This is a genomic window from Nonomuraea sp. H19, from assembly GCF_052068215.1.
Lineage (GTDB): Bacteria > Actinomycetota > Actinomycetes > Streptosporangiales > Streptosporangiaceae > Nonomuraea.
The window spans coordinates 71,453-88,647 of sequence record NZ_JBQHCV010000030.1 but is presented as its reverse complement, the minus strand read 5'-3'; the positions used below and the strand labels follow the sequence as shown (position 1 = coordinate 88,647).

13 protein-coding genes and 1 pseudogene are annotated in these 17,195 nt (G+C 72.2%); 8 read left to right on the top strand and 6 right to left on the bottom strand.

Annotated features, from left to right (window positions below; all coding sequences use genetic code 11):
• Positions 1 to 4: 4 nt before the first annotated feature.
• The 3 genes from ACTMTI_RS46080 (at position 5) to ACTMTI_RS46070 (ending at position 3,312) form a co-directional block, all read left to right on the top strand.
• A complete protein-coding gene (locus ACTMTI_RS46080; RefSeq protein WP_441127186.1) occupies positions 5 to 145 on the top strand; it encodes a hypothetical protein in 141 nt (46 codons plus the stop codon).
• Between the two features lie 125 nt (positions 146 to 270).
• On the top strand, positions 271 to 2,823 hold the full coding sequence (locus ACTMTI_RS46075; protein WP_441127185.1) for a M14 family zinc carboxypeptidase: 2,553 nt from the start codon (positions 271 to 273) through the stop codon (positions 2,821 to 2,823).
• 168 nt (positions 2,824 to 2,991) lie between these two features.
• Positions 2,992 to 3,312 (top strand): hypothetical protein, encoded by a 321-nt coding sequence (locus ACTMTI_RS46070; RefSeq protein ID WP_441127184.1) that lies wholly within the window; start codon positions 2,992 to 2,994, stop codon positions 3,310 to 3,312.
• Between the two features lie 27 nt (positions 3,313 to 3,339).
• Here ACTMTI_RS46070 and fusA read toward each other — a convergent pair.
• Positions 3,340 to 5,399 (bottom strand): annotated as a pseudogene (gene fusA, locus ACTMTI_RS46065) (elongation factor G).
• A 428-nt stretch (positions 5,400 to 5,827) separates the two neighbouring features.
• Here fusA and ACTMTI_RS46060 point away from each other — a divergent pair.
• The 5 genes from ACTMTI_RS46060 to ACTMTI_RS46040 are packed head-to-tail and all read left to right on the top strand — an operon-like array spanning position 5,828 to position 10,537.
• Entirely contained in the window at positions 5,828 to 6,508 is a 681-nt protein-coding gene (locus ACTMTI_RS46060) for a GNAT family N-acetyltransferase (RefSeq protein WP_441127183.1), read from the top strand.
• On the top strand, positions 6,505 to 7,419 hold the full coding sequence (locus ACTMTI_RS46055) for a lysophospholipid acyltransferase family protein (RefSeq protein ID WP_441127182.1): 915 nt from the start codon (positions 6,505 to 6,507) through the stop codon (positions 7,417 to 7,419). Before ACTMTI_RS46060 ends, ACTMTI_RS46055 begins: the two co-directional genes overlap by 4 nt.
• A gap of 45 nt (positions 7,420 to 7,464) precedes the next feature.
• On the top strand, positions 7,465 to 8,493 hold the full coding sequence (locus tag ACTMTI_RS46050) for an iron-siderophore ABC transporter substrate-binding protein (RefSeq protein WP_441127181.1): 1,029 nt from the start codon (positions 7,465 to 7,467) through the stop codon (positions 8,491 to 8,493).
• Complete coding sequence (locus ACTMTI_RS46045) at positions 8,490 to 9,488, top strand: FecCD family ABC transporter permease (protein WP_441127180.1); 999 nt, start codon at positions 8,490 to 8,492, stop codon at positions 9,486 to 9,488. The genes ACTMTI_RS46050 and ACTMTI_RS46045 overlap by 4 nt, the downstream gene beginning before the upstream one ends.
• The gene (locus ACTMTI_RS46040) at positions 9,488 to 10,537 is read left to right on the top strand and encodes a FecCD family ABC transporter permease (RefSeq protein ID WP_441127179.1); all 1,050 of its coding nucleotides are present in this window, start codon (positions 9,488 to 9,490) and stop codon (positions 10,535 to 10,537) included. Before ACTMTI_RS46045 ends, ACTMTI_RS46040 begins: the two co-directional genes overlap by 1 nt.
• Before the next feature lie 10 nt (positions 10,538 to 10,547).
• On the opposite strand, the gene ACTMTI_RS46035 is transcribed toward ACTMTI_RS46040, so the two are convergent.
• The 5 genes from ACTMTI_RS46035 to ACTMTI_RS46015 all read right to left on the bottom strand — a co-directional run bounded on the left by ACTMTI_RS46035 (position 10,548) and on the right by ACTMTI_RS46015 (position 17,046).
• A complete protein-coding gene (locus ACTMTI_RS46035; RefSeq protein WP_441127178.1) occupies positions 10,548 to 11,942 on the bottom strand; it encodes an 8-oxoguanine deaminase in 1,395 nt (464 codons plus the stop codon).
• Between the two features lie 28 nt (positions 11,943 to 11,970).
• Entirely contained in the window at positions 11,971 to 13,005 is a 1,035-nt protein-coding gene (locus ACTMTI_RS46030; RefSeq protein ID WP_441127177.1) for an ABC transporter substrate-binding protein, read from the bottom strand.
• Positions 13,006 to 13,038: 33 nt separating this feature from the next.
• Positions 13,039 to 14,601, bottom strand: a complete 1,563-nt coding sequence (locus ACTMTI_RS46025) for an ABC transporter permease (RefSeq protein WP_441127176.1) — start codon at positions 14,599 to 14,601, stop codon at positions 13,039 to 13,041.
• A 69-nt stretch (positions 14,602 to 14,670) separates the two neighbouring features.
• Positions 14,671 to 15,453 (bottom strand): ABC transporter ATP-binding protein, encoded by a 783-nt coding sequence (locus ACTMTI_RS46020; RefSeq protein WP_441127207.1) that lies wholly within the window; start codon positions 15,451 to 15,453, stop codon positions 14,671 to 14,673.
• A 297-nt stretch (positions 15,454 to 15,750) separates the two neighbouring features.
• Positions 15,751 to 17,046 (bottom strand): FAD-binding oxidoreductase, encoded by a 1,296-nt coding sequence (locus ACTMTI_RS46015; RefSeq protein WP_441127175.1) that lies wholly within the window; start codon positions 17,044 to 17,046, stop codon positions 15,751 to 15,753.
• Positions 17,047 to 17,195: the final 149 nt, after the last annotated feature.

Genomic DNA, 17,195 nt, shown 5'->3' with positions numbered 1-17,195 from the left:
GCATATGGCATGGGTCACAGAGCGGCAGGAGCCCCGCCCAACGATGCTCGCGACGCCGAGGCGGCGCAGATCCAGGCCGAGCGCCGCGCTCTGCGAAGCCCTCGACTGCCAGGCCGAGCTGCACGCGGACTCCGCGGGCGCGTGATGGCCACGGGCCACCGAGGCCCCCGGAGGGTTGCCGGTCACGCCAGGCCGGCCTTCTAATGAAGGATCACCGCCGGTCGGGGCGTCCAGCAGCGCACCCGATCCGCTCTTTCGCTGGAGGCCTCCTTGCGCTTATCCACCGCCCTGCTCGGCGTGGCCGTCTCGGCCGCACTCCTCGTGATCCCCCCGGCCGTCGCCGACCCCGCCGATCCGCCCCACTCCGCTGTACGCGACTTCGGCAACGGCCCCGAGCGGAACGAGGTGGCGGCCGGCGCGGCGGAGCAGGCGCAGACGTTCCGCCTGGCACCCGACGCGGAGCCGTACGGACTGGCTCGCGACCGCGGGTATCCCAGGCAGACCACGCTCCCGATCCCCGCGGAGAACTCCGCCGACGCCTCCATCAAGCTCGGCCTGGTGCCGTACCACGCCATCGCGCCCAAGCTGAACGACCTGCAGCGGCGCAGCGACCGGGTGAGCGTGGAGGTCATCGGCCGCTCGCACCAGGGCCGCGACCTCTACCTCGTGACCGTCACCGCCCCCGAGAGCCGGGACCAGGCCCGCGAACAGAGCCGCATCCGCGGCCGCATCGAGAACGACCCGGCCGCGGCCGCCCACCTCGTCAAGAAGTACAAGGCGCCGATCTTCGTCAACGCCAACATCCACGGCAACGAGTGGGAGGGCACCGACGCCGCCCTGCGTGCCATCGAGGAACTCGCCACCGGCACCGATCCCCAGACGGCCGCCCTTCTCGCGCGCACCAGGCTCTACTTCAACATCACCGCCAACCCCGACGGCCGCGTCAACGGCGTGCGCGCCAACGGCGCCGGCTTCGACCTCAACCGCGACTTCGTCACCGCCTCGCAGCCCGAGGTGCGGGCAATGCGCCAGGTGATGATCGACACCCAGCCGGTCGCCATGATCGACCTGCACGGCTACGTCAACGGCACCCTCATCGAGCCCACCACGCCGCCGCACGGCGCCAACTACGAGTACGACCTGTTCATCACCAACACCTACGCCAACGGGCTCGGCATGGAGTCCGCCGTCAACGCGCTCGGCTACACCGTCGAGAAGGACGGCGTGCATCCCCCGCAGATCCCGTTCCGGGACTCGGCGGAAGGCTGGGACGACTGGCCGCCGATCTTCACGCCGCAGTACGCCCCCTTCCACGGCGCGGTCGCCGCGCACACCATCGAGATCCCGCTCCGGGTCAACAACGCCGACTACAACCAGCAGCCCGTCGCGGAGCTGCGCCGCCGCTCGGCGATCAACACCGACGTGGCCGCCGCGGCCATCCGGGCCACGTACGGCTTCGTGCAGGCCAGGCGCGACAAGCTGATCGCCGACCAGATCGAGGTCTTCCGGCGCGGTACGGCCGGCGAGCCGTCCAAGGTCGTGCCGCTCGGCATCGTGCCCGGCTTCGGCCCCGAGGACGTCTACAACACCACCTTCCCCCGCGCGTACGTCATCACCGGGCAGCGCTCCGCCACCGCCGCCGCCCGCCTGGTCGACCACCTGATCGCGAACGACGTGCGGGTCGAGCGGGCCAGGCACGCGTTCCGGCTGAACGGGAAGACCTACCCGGCCGGCTCGTACGTCGTGGACATGCGCCAGCCCAAGCGCGGGCTGGCCAACGTGATGCTGGAGCCGGGCGCGGACATCTCTCCCCGAGTGGATGCGATGTACGACATCTCGGGCTGGAGCCACGGCCTGCTCTGGGGCGCCACCGTGGACGGCATCCCCTCCGGCCCGCTCCACGTGGCGTCCGAGCCGGTCAAGGCCGCAGCCCCCACCGGCTCCGTCCCGCGCACCGCCGGGCCGCTCGCGCTGAAGGTGGCCGACGCCAAGGACGTCCGGGCCCTGAACGACCTGCTGGCCGATGGCGTCGCGGTGACCTGGGCGAACGACGGCAGCGCGATCGTGCCGGCGGCGGCGCGCCAGGCCGCCAGGACCGTGTCCGACCGGTACGGCGTCGTCTTCGCCCCGGCCGGCCAGGCCACAGGCATTCCGCTCTCGCAGGTGCGCATCGCCGCGGCCGCCTCCGCCGACGAGCTGTTCACGCTGCGCGAGATGGGCTTCGCCGTCAGCCCGGTCTCCACCGCCGTGCTCAACGCGGGCTTCGACTGGAGCGGGACCGACGTGCTGTTCGTCTCCAGCGGGCTCGGCTACGCGGCGCTCAACCCGGCCGCCCGCACGGCGCTGGACACCTTCCTCGCCACCGGCGGCGTGGTCACCCGCGGCGGCACGGGGGCGACGTTCAACGCCGCCGCCGGGCTGCTCACCGCCACCGCGGTCGCCGGCCGCGGCGACGCCAACGGCGTGGTGCGCACGGTCCCGTCGGGCGGTCCCGTGGGCGGCGGGTCGCCGGAGCACTCCTTCGTGTACTCGCCGCGTTGGTTCACCGCCCTCGGGGCCGAGGTGACGGTCGAGCAGTCGTACGCCGCCGACGGCCCGCTCGTCTCCGGCCACTGGCGGGCCAACGCCGACGGCACGGGCGGCCCCGAGGCGGCCAGGGGCCAGGCGGCCGTGGTCAGCGGCAGGGACGAGCGGGGCGCGGCCGTGGTGCTGTTCGGCACCGAGCCGCTGTTCCGCAACCACCCGAAGGGGTTGTTCCCGCAGGTGGCACGGGCGCTTTACTGGTCGGCCGCGGTCACGGGCGCGCCCGTCACCACGCCCTGACCGGCGGCCGGGCCGGCGGCCTCGACCACAGGCCGCCGGTCCGGCCACTCCTTCTACCGCACCCGCACCGTGATTGTCCCGCTGTGCCCGCCGCGCTGCGAGCGACGATCCCGACGTCACGGGATTCATGTATTCTTCCGACGCGAACACGACCCGGGAGCCGGCCAGGTGAATCCTTTTCCCTCGACGGCGGAGCGAACCGCAGCGGCGGCGCGCGCCGGAATGGGTGCCGCCACCGCGACCCTCGGCTGGTTCGCGATGCTCGCGAGCTTCATGCCGACCAACTACAACTGGGACCCCGGCATGCCGGATTACAGCGATCCCGACTCAGTGAGGCTGGCGATGGTCGCCTCGGGCTTCGCCACCTTCCTCACTGCGGCCGCCACGGCGTTACTCTGGCGCAGCAGGGTGGCCGTCCTCGTCCTGTGCCTCCTGCTCGCCGTGGACATCTACCGGTTCGTCACGCTCCTGCCGCACTACGAGGGCTGAGCGGGGCAAGCCCGCTCAGCCTCGGCGTCACGGCGCCGGCGCGTACCCGCCGGGCCGGGTGGTGAACGTGCCCCGGCCCTGGGTCCGGCTGCGCAGCCGGGTCGCGTACCCGAACAGCTCAGCCAGCGGCACCATCGCCGTGATCACCACGGTGCCCGCGCGGGCGGTCGAGCCGGAGATCCGGCCGCGCCGGGCCGCCAGGTCGCCCAGCACCCCGCCGGCGGCCTCGTCCGGCACCGTCACCGTGACTTCGGCCACCGGTTCCAGCAGCGCCATCGCGCAGGCCCGCAGCGCCTCGCGCAGCGCCAGCCGCCCGGCCGTGCGGAAGGCCAGTTCCGACGAGTCCTTGACGTGCGTGGCCCCGTCGGTCAGCGTCACGCGCAGCCCGGTCACCGGGTGGCCGCCGAGCCCTTCGCACGGACAGCAACCGTAGCGACGAAGTCCCCGCGAGATTACGCGACCAGCGGCAGCCGGCCTCGACCGCCCGCACGTACTCGCGCGGCACCCGCCCGCCGGTCACGGTCGAGCGGAACTCGAAGCCCTCGCCGTCCAGCGGTTCCACGTCGAGCACGACATGGGCGAACTGCCCGGCGCCGCCGTCCTGCTTGACGTGCCGGTACAGCAGCCCCGGCACCCCGCGTACCACCGTCTCCCGGTAGGCCACCTGCGGCCGCCCGACGGCGACCTCCAGCCCGTGGTCACGGCGGAGCTTCTCCGCCGCCACCTCCAGGTGGAGCTCGCCCATCCCGGACAGCAGCGTCTGCCCGGTCTCGGCGTCGGTACGCACCGACAGCGACGGGTCCTCCTCGGCCAGCCGCGCCAGCGCCCCGGCCAGCCGGTCGCCGTCGGTGCTGCGGCGCGCCTCGATCGCCACGGACACCATCGGGTCGGTCACCTCCGGCGGCTCCAGGACCACGGGCGCCTCGGGCGCGCCGCTGGTGGCGTATTCTCGCGGGGACTTCGTCACTACGGTTGACGTCGCGCGGAGGGACTTCGGCCCGACCACCGCGACGATGTCCCCGGCCACCGCCCGGTCCACCTCGGTGTGCCGGTCGGCCTGCACCCGCAGGATCCGGCTGACCCGTTCGGTGGGTCCCGCGTCCGCGTCCAGCACCGTGTCTCCCTTCCGCAGCGTTCCCGAGTGCACCCGCAGGTACGTCAGCCGCCCGCTGGGGGTGGAGTTCACCTTGAACGCCTGCGCCACCAGCGGCGCCGCCGGATCCGCCGTGGTCCCCCCGCACGTCCACGGGCGAGGGCAGGTACGCCACGACGGCGTCCAGCAGCGGCTCGATCCCGCGGTCGCGGTAGGCCGACCCGCACAGCACGACCACGCCGTCACCGGTACGGGTGAGGTCCCGCAACGCGGCGGCCAGCGTGCCCGCGGAGATCTCCGGTGCCGCGCAGAACTCCTCCAGCGCGCCCGGATGCAGCTCGGCCACCGCTTCCTCCAGCAGCCGGCGCCGCCGCCGTGTCTCCTCCAGCAGGTCATCCGGCACCGGCCCCTCTTCGAGGACGCCGCCGGCCCAGGTCAGCGCCCGCATCCGCAGCAGGTCGACCACGCCGGTGAAGCCGTCCTCGCGGCCGATCGGCAGTTGCACCACCAGCGGCGCCGGATGCAGCCGCGAGCGGATCGACTCGACCGCCGCGTCGAGGTCGGCGCCGGCGCGATCCAGCTTGTTGACGAACGCGATGCGCGGCACCCCGTACCGGTCGGCCCGCCGCCACACCGACTCGCTCTGCGGCTCGACCCCGGCGACCCCGTCGAACACCGCGACGGCGCCGTCGAGCACGCGTAGCGAACGCTCGACCTCGTCGGAGAAGTCGACGTGGCCCGGCGTGTCGATCAGGTTGATCCGGTGGCCGTCCCAGACGCAGCTCACGGCCGCGGCGAAGATCGTGATGCCGCGGTCGCGCTCCTGGGAGTCGAAGTCGGTGACGGTCGTCCCGTCGTGGACCTCGCCGCGCTTGTAGGTGGCGCCGGTGACGTACAGGATCCGCTCGGTGATGGTGGTCTTGCCGGCGTCGACGTGGGCGAGGATGCCCAGGTTGCGGACGGCGGTCAGGGGGTTGGAGACATGAGTGCGCACAGCCCATGGCCTTTCAACAGGCAAATGACAAGGACAGCGCGATTCCCCCGGCGAAGCGGCCAGAAATCAGGCAGGTGTTCGTCAGGGCGTCCAGTGACGGCCGCGCAGCCGGCACCGGGGCGACGAAGACACCAGGATCACCTCGTACCGCGACAGAGAGACGACGACGGCGGTGGTGCTGTGGCGCACGGCCGGCTCCTCTCCCTCGTCGATCACGGTGATTGCGGTTCGAGGCGAGTGTAGGGAAACCGGCGCGCGGTGGAAACCGATTTATCCGTCCGGTGGCGAGTTCACCACGCGGACGCCTGCCTGCCCCCGATGAGAGACGCCGTCGTCATTTCCGCATGTCGACATAGGTGCGAGACCCTTTCAGGGAAGGACGCGCGCCCATGACGATCTCTCTAGACACTGGTCGGTACACGGTCGGCATGGCCACCACTCCAGCCGACCTCCGGGCCGCGCAACGGCTCCGGTACGAGGTCTTCGCCGAGGAGATGGGGGCGCGGCTGGACAGTCCCGTCTCGGGCCTGGACGCCGACAGGTTCGACGCCTACTGCGATCACCTCCTCGTGCGCCATGGCGACAAGGTCGTCGGCACGTACCGGCTGCTCCCGCCGGGCCGTTCCGACCGGCTCTACTCCGACGCCGAATTCGACCTCCGCAACCTCGCGCCGATCAGGAAGGGCCTGGTCGAGGCGGGCCGCACCTGCGTGCACCCCGATCACCGGGACGGCGCGGTCGTCGCCTTGATGTGGGCGGGCATCGCCCGGTACATGGTGAGCGGCGGCCACCAGTGGCTGGCCGGCTGCTGCTCGGTGCCCCTCGACGACCAGGGTGCGGTCGCGGCCGCGGTCGCCGAACGGGTGCCGCTGGGCCCCGAGGAGTACCGCGTCACGCCGCGCGACCCCTGGCGCGGCCGCGCCGGCGCGTTCCGGGCCGACCGGTTCGTGCCGCCCGCGCTCCTGCGCGGCTACCTGCGGCTGGGCTCCTGGGTGTGCGGGGCGCCCGCGCACGACCGCGACTTCGGCACCGCCGACTTCTTCGTGCTGCTGTCCATGGCCCGGGTGAACACCCGCTACCTGCGCTACTTCCTGGGAGAGCCACGGTGAGCGGCGACCCCTGGCGGCCACTCGGCCCGTGCACGCCCGCCGCCTGCGTGCGGCTGCCGGCCGCCGTCGCCGGACCCGTCCGGCTGGTCGCGCGACTGGCGGCGGTGCTGCTCGTGGTGCTCGCGGGCGTGCCGGTATCGCTCATGGCCGGCCGGGCGCGCGCCGCCTGGCGGGCGGAGATCACCAGGCTGTGGGCGCGCCTGCTGCTGCGCGCCCTCGGCGTCAGGGTCGAGGCCACGGCGCCTCCGCGGAGTGAGAGCGGGTCAGGGGTCACGCCAGGGGCGCACGGGGAGGGCGGCCTGGTGGTCGCCAACCACGTCTCCTGGCTCGACCCGCTCGTCATCGTGGCCGCGGTGCCGTCGCGGCCGCTCGCCAAGCGGGAGATCGCCGGGTGGCCGATGCTCGGCGGGCTGGTGGCGGGATCGGGGGCGCTGTTCATCGACAGGGAGCGGCTCCACGAACTGCCGGCGACCGTCGCGGCGATCGCGGACGTCCTGCGGGCGGGCGACACGGTCGTCGCCTTCCCTGAGGGCACCACCTGGTGCGGGCGCGGAATGGGCCGGTTCCGGCCCGCGGTGTTCCAGGCGGCGCTCGACGCGGGCGTCGCCGTACGCCCGGCCACGTTGCGCTACCGCGAGGGCATGGCGACCTCGACCCGCACCTGCTACGTCGGCGACGACTCGCTGCTGGCCTCTCTGCTGCGGGTGGCCGCGACCCGGCACCTGTCCGTCGAGGTGACGTTCCTCGACCCCGTACGGCCCGCGCCCGCCGCTCGGCGATCCGAGGCCCGCGCCGCGCTGGCGCGGATCGCCGAGGCCCGGGTACGCGCCATCGTCCTCGACGACGACGCGCATAGGCCCGCAGGACAGGCCCTTGGGGCGAAGATGACATTGCACCCCCTGATCGGTTAGGTTAGCCTCGCCTAATAGGCGGCCTATCGATTGAGGAGCCGTTCTTTGTCTCGCACGCTCGCCCTCGTGGCGCTCGTACTGATCACGATCGTGGGCTGCGGCTCCACGGCCCCGGCAGGGGCCCCCGCCCCGTCCACCGGCACAGGGGCGACGGCGGCCGGCGCCTTGCCCGTCACCATGACGCACAAGTACGGCAGCACCACGATCCCCGCCGCCCCCAAGCGCGTCGTCACCGTCGGCCTCGTCGAGCAGGACGCGCTGCTCGCCCTCGGCATCGTGCCGGTCGCCACCACCGAGTGGTTCGGCGGGCACCCGGGCGCGATCGGCCCGTGGGCCAAGGACAAGCTCGGCAGCGCCGCCGTGCCGCAGGTGCTGAAGGACACCGGCAGTGGCCCCCAGTTCGAGAAGATCGCGGCGCTCAAGCCCGACCTGATCCTGGGCCTGTACTCGGGGCTCACCCAGGAGCAGTACACCACCCTGTCGAAGATCGCTCCTACCGTGGCCCAGCCCAAGGAGTACATCGACTTCGGCATCCCCTGGGACGAGCTCACCAGGAAGGTCGGCGTCGCCGCCGGCAAGCCCGCAGAGGGCGACGCGCTGGTCAAGCAGATCGAGGCCCGGTTCGCGCAGGTGCAGAAGGACAACCCCGCGTTCAAGGGCGCGACCGCGCTCATGGCGACCGTCTACGAGGGCTACTTCGTCTTCGGCAGCCAGGACTCGCGCTCGCGCCTGCTCGGCTCGCTCGGCTTCCAGCTCCCCACCGGCCTCGACCAGGCCATCGGTGACAAGTTCGGCGCGAACATCAGCCGGGAGCGGCTCGATCTCGTCGACACCGGCGTGATCGTCTGGAGCGTGGCCGACATCGCCAAGGGCCAGGCCGAGCTGCACGGCGACACCGTCTACAACAAGCTCAAGGTGGTGAAGGAGGGCAGAGAGGTCTTCCTGCAGGAGAACACCCCGCAGGGCGACGCCGTCGCCTTCCTCACCGTGCTCAGCCTGCCGTACGTGCTCGACAGCCTCGTCCCGAAGCTCGCGGCCGCGGTGGACGGCGACCCGGCGACCAAGGTCTCGTGAAGGCCCTCGGGGCCGCGGCGGTCGCGCTGTTCGTGGTGTGCCTGCTGTCGCTCTCGCTCGGCGCCCGCCAGATCCCGCCCGACCAGGTGATCGGCGCCCTGGCGGGCACGGTGACCGACCGCGACGTCCTGGACGTCATCTGGTCGGTACGGGTGCCGCGCACGCTCGTCGGCGTGCTGGCCGGGGCCGCGCTCGGCCTGTCGGGCGCCCTCATGCAGGCGCTCACACGCAACCCGCTCGCCGACCCCGGAGTGCTGGGCGTCAGCGCGGGGGCCGCGTTCGCCGTGGTCCTGGCCATCGGGGCGTTCGGGATGGGGACGCTGGGCGGGTTCGTGTGGTTCGCGTTCGCGGGCGCCCTGATCGCCAGCGTCGTGGTGTACGGGCTGGCCGGGCTGGGGCGCGACGGGATGACGCCGGTCAAGCTGGCGCTGGCCGGGGTCGCGGTGACGTTCCTGCTGAGCTCGGTGACCAGCGCGTTCGTGCTCGTGGACCCGGAGTCGCTCGGCAGGTACCGCTTCTGGTCGGCGGGGTCGCTGTCCGGCGCGGGCGGGCAGGTGCTGCCGCAGCTCTCGCTGTTCGTGCTCGCGGGGGCGGCGCTGGCGGTCGCCTGCGGACCGGGCCTCAACAGCCTCGCGCTGGGCGACGATGTGGCCCGCGGGCTGGGGCGCCGCGTCGGGCTCGTCAGGCTTCAGGGGGCGACGGCCGTGATGCTGCTGACCGGGTCGGCCGTGGCGGCCATCGGGCCCGTGGTGTTCGTCGGGCTCGTGGTGCCGTACCTGGCGCGGGCCGTGGCCGGGCTCGACGGCTCGGAGGCCGACCACCGGCTGCTGCTGCCGCTGGCCGCCATGCTCGGTCCGTGCCTGCTGCTCGCCGCCGACATCGCCGGACGCGTCGTGGCCCCGCCCATCGAGGTGCAGGCCGGGCTGCTGGTGGCCTTCATCGGCGGGCCGTTCTTCGTCGTGCTGGCCCGGCGCCGGCGTTTGGCGGAGCTGTGATGAGCGCGACTCGGCAAGCGGTGACGCGCCGGGTCGTCACGTTCCGGCTGACGATGCCGCCGGTCTCCGGCGTGCTGCGCCCGCGGCTCATCCTGGTCTGCCTGGCCGTGGCCGCCGCCGCGTTCCTGGCCTTCTGCCTGGGGCTGGGGCTCGGCGAGGTCCGGCTCGGCCTCGGCGAGGTCATCGCCTCCCTGCTGGGCGGCGGGGACCAGGGGACCGCGTTCGTCGTACGCGAGCTGCGCCTGCCCAGGGCGCTGACCGGCCTGCTCGTGGGCGCCGCGTTCGGCCTGTCGGGCGCGCTGTTCCAGACGATGACCCGCAACCCCCTCGCCAGCCCCGACATGATCGGCGTCACGCAGGGCGCGGGCGTCGCCGTGGTGGCCGGGATCGTCCTCGGCGTCGGCGCCGGGCTGCAGCTGCTCGGCTTCGCGGGCGCCGTGCTGGCCGCGCTGCTCACGTACCTGCTGGCCTGGCGGCGCGGCGCCGCCGGCCACCGCATCGTGCTCGTCGGGATCGGGCTGTCGTGGATCTGCACGAGCGCCACCGAGTACCTCATGGTCATCAGCGGGGACTTCCAGGCGCAGCAGGCGCTCGGCTGGCTGTTCGGCAACCTGAACGGCCGCACCTGGGACCACGTGCTGCCCCTGGCTCTCGCCCTGGCCGTGCTCGTGCCCGCCACGCTCCTGCTCGGCCGCTGGACGCGGGTGCTGCAGCTGGGCGACGAGGTCGCCGTCGTCCTGGGCACCCCGGTGCAGGCGGCACGGCTGACGCTGATGATGACGGGCGTCGCGCTGGTCGCCTTCGGCACCGCGGCGGCCGGACCGGTCGCGTTCGTGGCACTGGCCGCACCCCAGATCGCCCAACGCCTGGCTGGCACGGCCTGGCCGCCGCCGCTGGCCTCGGGCCTGGCCGGGGCGTTCATCGTGCTGGGCGCGGATCTGGTGGCACGCTTGCTGATCCCGGACGTGGAGCTGCCCGTGGGCGTGGTCACGGGCGTCCTGGGGGCACCGCTCCTGCTCTGGCTGCTGGCCAGGGCCCGCCGGCGATGAGGCGCCGGGGTCATCCGCCCGCCACGTTCTGGATGCGGGCCGACGCGGCCCGGTGGCGGGTGAGGATGTCCTCGACGCCCGCGGCGAGGAGCTTGCCGTACTCGACCAGGGGCCGGCCGGCGACCACGGTGTGACGGGCGGCCGAGGGGCCGCAGCGGAGCCAGGCCTCGATCGGGTCGGTGAGTGCGCCCGCGTAGGCCACGCCCTCCAAGGGCCAGCACACCACGTCGCCGACGGCTCCCACGGTCAGTTCCCCGAGTTCACCGGTACGGCCGAGGCAGGCGGCGCCGCCGCGGGTGGCCATGTCAAGGACGTCGCGGGCGGTCATGCCCGTCGGGCCCAGCCGCTGGCGGCCCAGGAGCAGTGCCGTACGTGATTCGAGCCAGAGCGAGGCCGAGTCGGTGGAGGCCGAGCCGTCACAGCCCAGGCCGACGGGGACGCCTGCCCGGCGGAACTCCCGGACCGGGGCGAAACCGCCGCCGCCGATCAACATGTTGGAGCTCGGGCAGTGGGCCACGCCGACGCCCGCCGCGCCGAGCCGGGCGATCTCCTCGGAGGAGGGGTAGATGCAGTGCGCCACCCAGGAACGCCCGGTCATCCAGCCGACCTCCTCGAACTGCTCGATCGGTCGCCTGCCGAAGCGTTCCAAGCAGTACGCGTCCTCGTCCCGGTCCTCGGCCAGATGGGTATGCAGGCGGACGTCGAGCCGCTCGGCGAGTTCCGCGGCGCGGCGCATCAGGGCAGGGCTGACGCTGAAGGGCGAACACGGGGCGATGGCCACCCGCACCATCGCGCCGTGCGCGGAATCGTGATGCCGCTTGACGAGCCGTTCGCAGTCGGCGAGGATCTCGTCTTCGTCCTGGACGACGGAGTCCGGGGGCAGACCGCCGTCCTTGACCGACACGCTCATCGAGCCGCGCGTGGGATGGAACCGGAAGCCGAGCTGCCGGGCCGCCTCGATCTCCGCCGACCACAGGTCGCCGCCCCCGGACGGCGCGACGTACAGGTGATCGGTGGACGTGGTGCATCCGCCGAGGGCGAGTTCGGCGAGGCCGACCCACGCCGACAGGTAGGACGCCTCCTCGTCGAGACCCGCCCACAACGGGTAGAGACCGGTCAGCCACTCGAACAGGGTGCCGTTGACGACCGGCCCGTAGGAGCGGGTGAGGTTCTGGTAGATGTGGTGATGGGTGTTGATCAGGCCTGGAGTCACCAGGCACCCATCCGCGTCCAGCACCCGGGCCGCCATCGGCGCAGGACCGGTGCCCACCCCGCTGACGAGCCCGCCGGTGATCGCCACCCAGCCGCCGGCGAGCTCCCGCCCTTCGCCGTCGCAGGTCGCTACCAGTACGGCCCCGCGAATTAGCAAATCCGCAGGGGCGGCCTCCACGCGGTCGTCGTTCATCGGTAGCGCCCTTTGCCTCGCCGGTCCGTCACGTACTGATCTTCGCAAGGATGTCCTTGCTGAACAGGTCCTGGGCGGTGATGGTGATGCCCACCTTCTTGAGAGTGTCGATGGTGGTGTTCATCGCGGCGTCGGGCAGGTCGATCGGCTTGGGCACGTCGGGAGTGACGATGAGGGAGTTCATCGCCTTGCTCTCGCCGAGCTGCTGTCCGGCGTCCAGCCCTTGGTCCTTGCCGTACGTCCCCACAGCCAGGTCGGTGCCCGGCTGCGGATCGGCGAGGTTGTCCAGCCAGCCCCTGCGGGTCGCGGAGAGGAAACCCGCCAGCAGGTCGGGCTTGTCCGCGATCGTCTGCTCGGTGGCGAAGAAGCAGTCCGACAGAATGCCGAATCCGAAATCGGCGAGCAGGAACGTGTTGGTCTTGATCCCGCGTGCCTCCAGCGTCGGTGGCTCGTTGGTGACGTACACGATCTGGCCGTCGACCTCGCCGTTCGCCACCGGCGCGGGGTCGAACTGGACGGGGACGACCGTGAGCTGGCTCTTCTTGATGTTGTTGAGGCTCAGCATCACGTCGAAGGCGGTCTCGTTGGCCGCCGCCACGCCGATCTTCTTGCCGATCATCTCCTGCGGCGAGTTGATCGGCGTCTCGGCCTTGCTCAGGATGCAGAACGGCGACTTCTGCAGCAGCGCGCCGATGATCTTGATGGGGGCGCCCTGGGTACGCGCCGTGGCGATGGCATCCGCGTTGAGCATGCCGACCTCGGCCTTGCCGCTGGCCACGATCGTCGCCGGACTCGCGTTCGGGCCGCCGGGCAGCCAGGCCAGGTCGATGCCCTGGGCGGTGAAGTAGCCCTTGCTCAGGGCGAGCCAGGTACCGGCGAACTCCGTGGTGGGCAGCCAGCTGAGCTGGAAGGTCATCTTCTCGGTGGCCTTGCCGCCGCTCGCGGAGGCGGCGGGGGCGGCGGTGTCGTCGCCACTGGAGCAGGCGGCGAGAAGGGGAGCGGCCAGGCCCGCCGCGGTGGCGATCCCGCCGATTCTGAGCAGGTCGCGACGGCTGTAGAACATGAGGGTGTTTCCTTTCGAGCGGGATGAGGTGGGTCAGGAGAACCGGCGGAGCAAGCTGCTCTCCACGGCCGCGGCGATGGCGTAGGTGACGATCGATACCGCGGTGACCAGGACGACCGCGCTCCACAGCAGGTTGTACTGGGCGTTCACGCTGGCTCTGAGCATGAGGAAGCCGAGGCCCTCACCCGTTGCCAGCCATTCGGCCAGGAGCGCGCCGAGAAGCGCCGTCGGGGCGGCCACCCGGGAGGCGGCGAAGATCGACGCCATTCCGTACGGCAGACGGGCGGCGGCGAGTGTCCGCCACGGCCCTCCGCCGTACGTCGCGACGAGATCGACGGCCGACCGGGGCGTGGCCCGCATCCCCGCCACCACGGTCACCAGGCACGGGAAGAACGTGACCAGTCCCGCGATCACGATGACGGTCAGCACGCCACGGCCGAAGATCAGCGCGATGAGCGGCGTCATGGCGACCAGCGGTACGGTCCGCAGGATGACCGCGATCGGCATGACGGCGGCCTCGGCGAACGGGCTGACGACCACCAGTGAGGCGAGCACGACGGCGGCGACGGTCCCCGCCGCGTAACCCAGGGCGGCATTGCGCAGCGTGACGCCCAGCGGGCCGAGCACCTGGTCCAGGTTGCCGGAAAGGTATGTCCACACGTCGAGCGGCCCTTTGGCGAAGAACGGGCTCAGGCCGCTCACCGTGATGAGAACCTGCCAGAACACCAGAATGAAGGCCGTACCGGCCAGCCCGGTGGCCAGCGCCACCACCGTGCGCCTGCCCAGGCTCCCCTGACGCGCCGTCGACGGGACCGCGGCGGTGGACCCCGACCGGGCCCACGGGGCGATGAGCCGTTCGGCGAGCGCCGTCAGGCCGTAGGCGACACCGGCGAGCAGCGCGGCGTCGAGGGCGAGGCCCCAGGTCCGGGTGGCGTCGAGCGTCTGCTGGCTGTAGACCATGGCCACGCCGAGGCCCTTGCGCCCGCCGAGGTACTCCCCGATGACGGCGCCGAGGACCGCCGCCGGGGCGGCGATGCGCAGGCCCCCGAAAAGCGCGGGCACCGCCGCCCACACCCGGACACTGCGCATCTGCCGCCAGCGCCCCCCGCCGGCCGCCGCGACCAGGTCCAGACTGGTGGCGTCGGCGGACCGGAAGCCGAGCATGACGGCGACGAGCGTGGTGAAGAACACCCCCTGGGCGGCCACGACGATCTGGGGATCGTCGCCCTCCAGGATCGCGGTGAGGATGGGCGCGATCGCGACCAACGGCAGGCAGTAGAGGGCCACGAAGAATCGGAACGCCACCAGCTCGATGGGCTTGACCAGCACGAACACCACCCCCGCGGCGATCGCGAGGAGGTTGCCCCACAGCCATCCCCACGCCGCTTCCTGCGCCGTCTGGGCGATGTGCGGCAGGGCGAACGAGAGATCCTGTACGGCCCGGCCGGCCACGGCGACGGGGCTGGGCACCGTCCCACCGCCGGAGAACACCGTCATCGCGAGGATCTGCCACCCGGACAGAACGGCGAGCGGCCCCGCCAGCCGCGTCACGGCGGGGGAGAGCGGCGCCGTTCTCCGCCTGGTGAGGGCGCTCACTGTGGCCTCCTGCCGCACGGAGTGGTCATGCGGCGCCGCCACGGCTCGCCACGCGGTCGTTCGGGGCGGTCATATGGCCGATCCGGAGCCGAAGAGGATCTCCGAGAGGCGATCCTCCAGCTTGTGGAATTCGGGGCTCCGCAGCATCTCCGGCGTGCGCGGGCGGGGCAGATCGATCTCGACGGTGGTCGCGATCCTGCCGGGACGCGGGGTCATCACCGCGACCGTGTCCGAAAGGAACACCGCCTCGGTGATCGAATGGGTGACGAGCAGCGTGGTCGTGGCCCGGGCGGTCCAGATCCGCAGCAGTTCCAGGTTGAGACGCTGCCGGGTCATGTCGTCCAGCGCGCCGAACGGCTCGTCGAGCAGCAGGATCCGGGGCTCGATGACGAGGGCTCTGGCGATGGCCACACGCTGGCGCATGCCGCCTGACAACTGCGCCGGGCGGGCCTTGCCGAAACCCTCCAGGCCGACGAGGGCGATCAGATCCTCGATCCGGCCCTTCGCCGGCTTCACGCCGCTGACCTCGAGGGGCAGCCTGATGTTGGCGTGGACACTGCGCCAGGGCAGCAGCGCGGAGTCCTGGAAGGCGATGCCCACACCGTGCGCGTTCCGTACCGCCTCGGGCGCCTCTCCCTGGATCAGCGCCTCCCCGCCCGTCGGGCTGTCGAGGCCCGCCAGGATCCGCAGCACGGTCGACTTGCCGCACCCGGAAGGGCCGAGCAACGTCAGGAAGTGGCCCGGGGGCATCTCCAGGTCGACACCGTCCAGCGCGGTCACCGTCGATCGGCCGAGCCTGAACTCTTTGCGCAGATCGCGCAGCGTCAGGCCGGTGATCGCCTTTTCCGTCACAGTCAAAGAACGCTCCCACCAGGTATTTGGTGAGATGCTCGCCGGGCAGGACTACAGGGGCCTTTCCCGCTCGTAAAGTTGCCGTTTCACCGCGCGCACCAGCCCGGAATGCGCTCGGTAATGTGCTTTCCTCCAGCACAACCGGATCCGGTGGCGGTGCCTTCTATGCGCACTGACAATTGACAGTGAGACGGCCACCACGGCACCTTTCAGACCTGCCCGATCTCCTCATGCTGTCTTTCCAAGGCGCCGGCGCGTACCGGCTTCGGGTATGCGCGAAAGGCCACCCCGGGGCCGTCACGCCGGGACGACGTGGCCGACGCGGAAGAAGCCGTCCGGATCGTAGGCGCGCTTGACCTCCCGCAGCCGCCGGTGGTCCGCCCCGGTGTAGGCCGCCGCCATGCGACCAGGGTCGGACAGGAAGTTGAGGAACGTACCGCCGTTGGCGTACGGCCGTAGCGCCTCGGCCAGGCCGGGCACCACCGTGTCCACGATGACCGACAGTTTGGTGCTCCGGTGGCTGACCGGTCCCACGTCCGGACCCGGGTGGCCCATCGCGCCGCCCCAGTGCCGGATCTCCACCGTCTGCGCCTGCTCAGCCGCCCGCACCAGGATGTCGACGACCTCGCCGGGGACTGTGTCGAACATGTCCATGTGCCGGTTCGGCGTGCCGCCCATCGCCGCGTCCGCGTACGTTGTCTCCCGGATCTCGTCTACCAGAGCCGGTCCCGCCGCCCGCCACAGCGGCGCGAGCAGCCGCCTGGCCTCCGCGGCCTCCCCGGCGTGCAGCACCTTCAGCATCAGCACGTGCCGGCTGCTCAGGGGAGCGGGCGCGTCGGCGGGCATCCGCTTGAGCACGATCGCGGTGCTGATCTCGCCGGGGGCGTCGTCGATCCAGCTCCGGTACGCCTCCAGCGTCTCGGCCGCCGCCTCGATCGGGAAGTACGCGAACCCCGCGTACACCCGCGAGACCGGGTAGAGCCGGAACTCCAGCGACGTGACCACGCCGAACCCGCCCCCGCCCCCGCGCAGCGCCCAGAACAGCTCCGGATGGCTGCTCGCGCTCGCCGTCACGTGCCTGCCGTCGGCCAGCAGCACCTCGGCGCGCACCACGCTGTCGGCGGCGAACCCGTGTTTGCGGGCCAGCCAGCCCAGCCCGCCGCCCAGCGTGTAACCGGTGACGCCGACCGAGGACGCCGAGCCCGACAGCGGCGCCAGGCCGAACGGCGCGGCGGCGGCGATCACCTCGCCCCAGCGCGCGCCCGGACCCACCCGCGCGATCCGGCGGAGGGGATCCACCAGCACCGACGCCATCGGAGACGTCCTGACCAGGACGCCGCCGTCGCACGGGGCGTGCGTGCCGTGCCCGGTGGCCTGGACCGCGAAGGGCACCCGGTTCGCCCGCGCCGCCAGCAGCGCCGCCCGCAGGTCCGCCACGCCGTGCGCCTCGGCCACCAGCGCCGGGCGGGCGTCGACCGACGGGTTGAGTGAGCGCCGCAGCTCGTCGTAGCCGGTCTCACCCGGCAGGTGCACGGCACCGGCGAAGCCGGGGAGCGCGATCTCTTCCTGGACGGTGGTGTACGGCTGGCTCATCTGTCTGCCCTTCTCTGCGGTGATCTGTGACCACTGTGCGGGAGGGCGCTTACGGCTTCGTTCTCGTCGCCTTACCGGCGCCCTTAAGTCCGGAACGACTCCAGGATCTTGCCAACCGCCACCGACGAAATCCGCCGGCCGTCGCCATC